The organism is Sinorhizobium terangae, assembly GCF_009601505.1.
Taxonomy (GTDB): domain Bacteria; phylum Pseudomonadota; class Alphaproteobacteria; order Rhizobiales; family Rhizobiaceae; genus Sinorhizobium; species Sinorhizobium terangae.
The window spans coordinates 1-5,189 of sequence record NZ_WITC01000009.1 but is presented as its reverse complement, the minus strand read 5'-3'; the positions used below and the strand labels follow the sequence as shown (position 1 = coordinate 5,189).

5 protein-coding genes are annotated in these 5,189 nt (G+C 60.8%); 1 reads left to right on the top strand and 4 read right to left on the bottom strand.

Features of this window, described 5'->3' with window-relative positions:
• Nucleotides 1–42: 42 nt before the first annotated feature.
• Together GHK62_RS01270 and GHK62_RS01265 are read right to left on the bottom strand one after the other, a co-directional pair.
• Nucleotides 43–939 carry a diacylglycerol/lipid kinase family protein gene (locus GHK62_RS01270; RefSeq protein WP_153436557.1) on the bottom strand — a complete coding sequence of 299 codons (897 nt, stop codon included), beginning with the start codon at nt 937–939 and terminating at the stop codon, nt 43–45.
• Nucleotides 940–1,100: 161 nt separating this feature from the next.
• On the bottom strand, nt 1,101–1,574 hold the full coding sequence (locus GHK62_RS01265; RefSeq protein ID WP_153436556.1) for an Lrp/AsnC family transcriptional regulator: 474 nt from the start codon (nt 1,572–1,574) through the stop codon (nt 1,101–1,103).
• Nucleotides 1,575–1,721: 147 nt separating this feature from the next.
• Between GHK62_RS01265 and GHK62_RS01260 the strand changes: the two genes are divergently transcribed.
• Nucleotides 1,722–2,636 (top strand): DMT family transporter, encoded by a 915-nt coding sequence (locus GHK62_RS01260; RefSeq protein WP_153436555.1) that lies wholly within the window; start codon nt 1,722–1,724, stop codon nt 2,634–2,636.
• A 65-nt stretch (nt 2,637–2,701) separates the two neighbouring features.
• Here GHK62_RS01260 and GHK62_RS01255 read toward each other — a convergent pair whose 3' ends face one another.
• Nucleotides 2,702–3,589 (bottom strand): ABC transporter permease, encoded by an 888-nt coding sequence (locus GHK62_RS01255; protein WP_153436554.1) that lies wholly within the window; start codon nt 3,587–3,589, stop codon nt 2,702–2,704.
• A gap of 111 nt (nt 3,590–3,700) precedes the next feature.
• Nucleotides 3,701–4,699 carry an ABC transporter substrate-binding protein gene (locus tag GHK62_RS01250; protein ID WP_153436553.1) on the bottom strand — a complete coding sequence of 333 codons (999 nt, stop codon included), beginning with the start codon at nt 4,697–4,699 and terminating at the stop codon, nt 3,701–3,703.
• Between the last annotated feature and the right edge of the window lie 490 nt (nt 4,700–5,189).

Here is a 5,189-nt window from a genome sequence, read left to right as displayed (position 1 = left end):
TCGTGCTTTCCGAAAATCGGGTCCGATTTTCGGGCCGATGCGCTAGGCTCCCACCAGCAGCTTCAGCTCGCCAGGATGTATCCGTAGCGCCACGTCGCGTCCCATCGGCAAAAGCTCGCCGTCGATGACGCAATTGATCTTTCGGTCGACTTTCGGGAAATGCAGGTCGACTGCGATGGCGCTCATCTCCGTGATCAACGGGCTCGCGCGGAACTTGCCGCGCAGGATGGCGAAGGCAAGCTTCGCGACGCCCGCAGGATTCAGAGGCGGCGCGGTGTAGAAGCCGAGATGCCCACTCGTCACGTCGTCCGCGTACATGAACGTGGAATGGCCGAAATGGTTGTTCGAGACAGAAATCGCCGAAACATGCCGGCGCTCCCTGTGGCCGTCGGCATCGAACTCGATTTCAAAATCCGGCGGGTTGAAAACAACGCCGATCGCCGCGCGTGTGCTTGCACCGATCTTTCCAAGCCGCGAGGCGAAACGGTAGGATTTGCGATACCGCACCAGACGGGCATGCAGGCCCATGGAAAACTGATGAACGAAAGCGCGGCCGTCGGCGCTGCCAATATCGGCAGCGATGATTCTGCCATGAGCAAGAACCGCCGGCGCCTTCCAGATATCGAGCGGCAGCTTCAACGAGCGCGCGAAAAGGTTCATCGTTCCGGCCGGGATGACTCCGAGCGGCATGCGGTTCTTCCACGCGACTGCGGCAGCCGCCGAAATCGTGCCGTCGCCGCCGCCGGCAACGATCGCATCGAGATCGCCCCGCCGGCAGGCTCTTTCGAGCGTATCCCGCATGTCGACGGCCTCGACAGCGGCGACTTCGATCTCATGTCCGGCAGCGCGAAAGACCTCTTCCACCCACCTGCCGTATGCCTCCATGTCCGTCGAACGGAAGGTTCCCCCATCTCGATTGAAGACGGCCTTAACTTTCATGGAACGTCATGTTCTCCGGTGACCTCGCCAACATCTCAGATCAGAGATAAGCGCGGCGGTGGGCGTTTCCAGAGGCCTAAGCGGGAATCAGCGGCTGCGGTTTCAGATAATGGTGAACCGGCGGAAAGAAACACGCGCAGCGCTACGCGCCGCGGGCTTCTTCATGGCAACGAAGGCAGCTTCAGCGGTCCGCCCGTCTTGATCGACCGGATAGCGAAGTTCGATCGGATATCGGTAACGCCCGGCAGGGCAAGCAGCGTCTCGGTCAAAAGCCTCTCATAGGCTGACAGGTCCTCGACCACGACCTCCGCCAGGAAATCGGCATTGCCGGAGATCAGAAAGCAGGAGACCACCTCCGGAATGCCAAGCAGCGCTTCCTGCTGGCGGCGTGCGTTTTCCTGGCTGTGATGGCCAACCTTGATTTCGACGAAAACCGTCAGGCCAAGGCCGACCTCCTTGCGGTCGATATCGGCGCGATAGCCGCGCAAAACGCCTGATTTCTCAAGATTGCGAATCCGTCTCAGGCAGGGCGACGGCGACAAGTTCACGCGCTCGGCGATCTCGACATTGGTCGCGCGCGCATCCTCCTGGAGGATCTTCAGAATGGCAATATCGAATTTATCAAGTTTTGGCATACTCAATAACTTTGCAGCACCAAGTTGGCACATTGTTGCTCATTGTATGCCATGTGAGGCACAGATAGCAAGGACATGCCCTGCCGCTTGGCGCTAGTGTCTTCCCGATCCGAAACCCTCTCAAAACCGATCGGAAGGAACACGAAAATGGTTGCGCTGACACTCGATCGCGGCTCCGCCGCACCTGCCGTGGCCGGTTATGCCGGCGCTTTCATCACCGTGATGATCTGGGCGACCTGGATTCTGGCCACGCGGCATACTGCAGCGACGGCGCTCGGGACGATCGACCTCGGCCTCATTCGCTACGGGATACCGGCACTCGTGCTTGCGCCTGTCTGGCTGAAGACAGGCCTCATACCCAAGACGCTGCCGCGGGGGCTTCTTGCGATGATGGTGGCGGGTTCGGGCGCGGTCTTCTTCCAGGTGGCCGCCTTCGCCATTCATGCAACGCCCGCATCGTCCGTCGGCGTTCTGCTCGGCGGCTCGATGCCGCTCGCGACCGCGTTGATCGGTGTCGCATTCTTCGGCGAGCGCCCCGATCGCATGCGCCTCGTCGGTTTTGGCGCCATCATAATCGGCGTCACCATCCTGCTCGTTCGCAGCCTTGGCGCGTCGGATGGATCCGCCTGGACGGGCTACATGCTGCTGCCCGCGGCCGCGACGCTCTGGGCGATCTACACGCATGCGTTCCGCCGCTCGGGCTTGAGCGCCTTGGAGGGCAGTGCGCTGATTGCGGTCTGGTCGTTTCTCATTCACCTCGTCCTGGCGGCCGTCTCGGGCACCAGCACGCTCATGAGCGTTCCGCTCGGCGAGGTCGGTCTTCAGGTTTTGAGTCAGGGCGTTCTTTCCGGTCTGGCGGCAACGCTCGCCTATGGTTTTGCGGTCCGTCGCCTCGGCGGCACGCAGGCGGCGGCCTTCACCGCCTTGACGCCGGTGCTCGCCACGTTCGGTGGAGCGGCACTGCTTGGCGAAACGATCGGTCCGTTCGAGATCGCTGCCGCGGTCGTCACCTCGGCCGGCGTCGCCCTCTCCACCGGTATTCTCTCTCCAAAACAGGCTTGATCGCATAAACAAACGGCCTGGAAACGCTGGCATTTCCGGGCCGTCCTTTTTTTCGTCGTTTGGCTTTAGCCGTGAACGATCTCGCGATGCCGCTGCAAGCGGTGGCCATAGGCCTGGCTGACGCGATCGAAGATAATCGCGATGCCGACGATGGCCAGACCGTTGAAGATGCCGAGCGTGAAATACTGGTTGGCGATCGCCTTCAAAACCGGCTGGCCCAGCCCCTGAACACCGATCATCGAGGCGATCACGACCATGGCGAGCGCCATCATGATCGTCTGGTTGATGCCGGCCATGATCGTCGGCAAGGCAAGCGGCATCTGGACGTTCTTCAGCTTCTGCCAGCTCGACGAACCGAAGGCGTCCGCCGCCTCGAGCACATCCTTGTCGACCAGCCTGATACCGAGATTGGTAAGGCGGATCATCGGCGGGATGGCGTAAATGACGACGGCAATCAGGCCGGGAACCTTGCCGATGCCGAGCAGCATGACCACGGGAATGAGATAGACGAAGCTTGGCATCGTCTGCATGACGTCAAGCACCGGATTGACGACGTTCTGGAAACGATCGGAGCGCGACATGATGATGCCGATCGGTATGCCGATCGCAATCGACAGGACGGTACAGACGAAGATCATCGAGATCGTCTTCATCGTGTCGTCCCACATGTCGAAATAGCCGATGACGAGAAGCGTACCGACGCAACCGGCTACGATCTTCCAGTTACGGCTGGCGAGCCAGGCAATCAGCGCGACCAGGATCAGGATGATCGGCCAGGGCGTCCGCGTCATGAAGCGTTCAGACTGGATCAGAAAGAACTGCAGCGGTTCGAAGAAAGACTCGATGCCATCGCCATAGGCGCGGGTGAACGCCCGAAAACCTTCGTCGATCACTTTCTTCAGCTCTCGAAGCTGATTATCGTCCATATGCGGAAATTTGGTCAGCCATTCCATTTGATTCCCCTTCGCATTGCTCCTGGCAGCGCTTTCGTCTTGTTGTTTTCGCCGCCGGTCATCAAACATGAACGGCGCGCACGATGCGCGCCGCCCAATCGGATCAACAGATCAAAGCGCGGCCTTGATCTTCTCCGCAACTTCCGGAGAAACCCACTTGGTCCAGATGTCCGGGTTCTCCTCGAGGAAGTGCTTGGCGCCTTCCTCGCCGCTCGCCTGGTTGTCGGTCATCCAGGCCATCAGCTTGTTGACCGTGTCGTTCGTCCAGGCACGCGCGTTGAGGTATTCCATGGCCGGGCCGGCACGGTCGGCAAAGGCCTTGGTTACCAGCGTCTGGACCTTGTCCTTCGGCCAGTCGTTCTTCTTCGGATCCGGGCAATCCGCAACCGTGTTGCAGCGCTTCCATTCGGCCATGTCGTTCGGCACGCCATGGTCGAGCTTGACCATCTCGTACTTGCCGAGCAGCGCCGTCGGCGCCCAGTAATAGCCGACCCAGCCCTGCTTGCGCTCGTAGGCCTTGGCGATCGAACCGTCGAGGCCGGCGGCCGAGCCGGTGTCGACCAGGGTGAAGCCCGCGGCCTCGGCGCCGTAGGCCTTGTAGAGCTGCGTCGTCACGACCGTGCCGCCCCAGCCCTGCGGACCGTTGAAGACAGCACCCTTGCTCGGATCCTCCGGATCTGGGAAGAGTTCCTTGTGCTTCAACACGTCATCGATCGTCTTGATATCCGGATTGGCGTCGACGATGTATTTCGGCACCCACCAGCCCTGCACGGCGCCGTCAGACAGCGCTACCGCCGCGCCGACGAGCTTGCCTTCCTGAAGGCCGCGATTGACGACATCCGGCAGCAGGTCGACCCAGCCTTCCGGCGCGATGTCCGGCTGACCCTTCTCAATCATCGAGGTAATCGACGGCACCGTATCACCGACGACGAGCTCGGCGCTGCAGCCATAGCCCTCGGTCAGGATGAACTTGTCCACGTTCGCCAGCACTTCGGCGCTCTGCCAGTTCATATTGGCGATCGTCACGTCGCCGCATTCTGCCGCCGACGCCGCGCTGCCCAGGCCGAGAAGGCCGGCAGCAAGACAAGTCGTTGCAAGAAATTTCTTCATTTTCGGTTCCCTCTGTTCTCGCGGTGTACCCATGGCGAACTGCCAGCCTCACCGCGGCGGCCGGCAGCGAACGGAACAAGGCCCCTGCCCCAGTCCGCCGGAATGGAAGCAACAGCTTACCACAGCCGTCAATGCCTGTTCGGATTGACGCCCAATCATTTGCTACCGAGTCTTTCCGGCAAACACTTTTCCATTTGCGTCAGCGATTGCGCTGACTCCCGCTTCCAGGGAACACAAATAATTGATGGGTTTTCTGAAGGGACCGTCCACGACCGTCCTTCCCTCGTGGCGGGTCGGATTGGACTGCGGACGCGGCCCGGAAATTCGAGTGCGTTGAGCGCGACAGTTCAATGCAATCAATCGCGCCCGCTCAAGGCTTATGGCGCCCCGCATCTCGAGAACGCTGTCGCATGTCGTCGAGAGTCCGTGCGGCCCCGACGCCCGAACATTACATGTTCGGATAGACCGGGCCTTCGCCGCACTCTTGCCT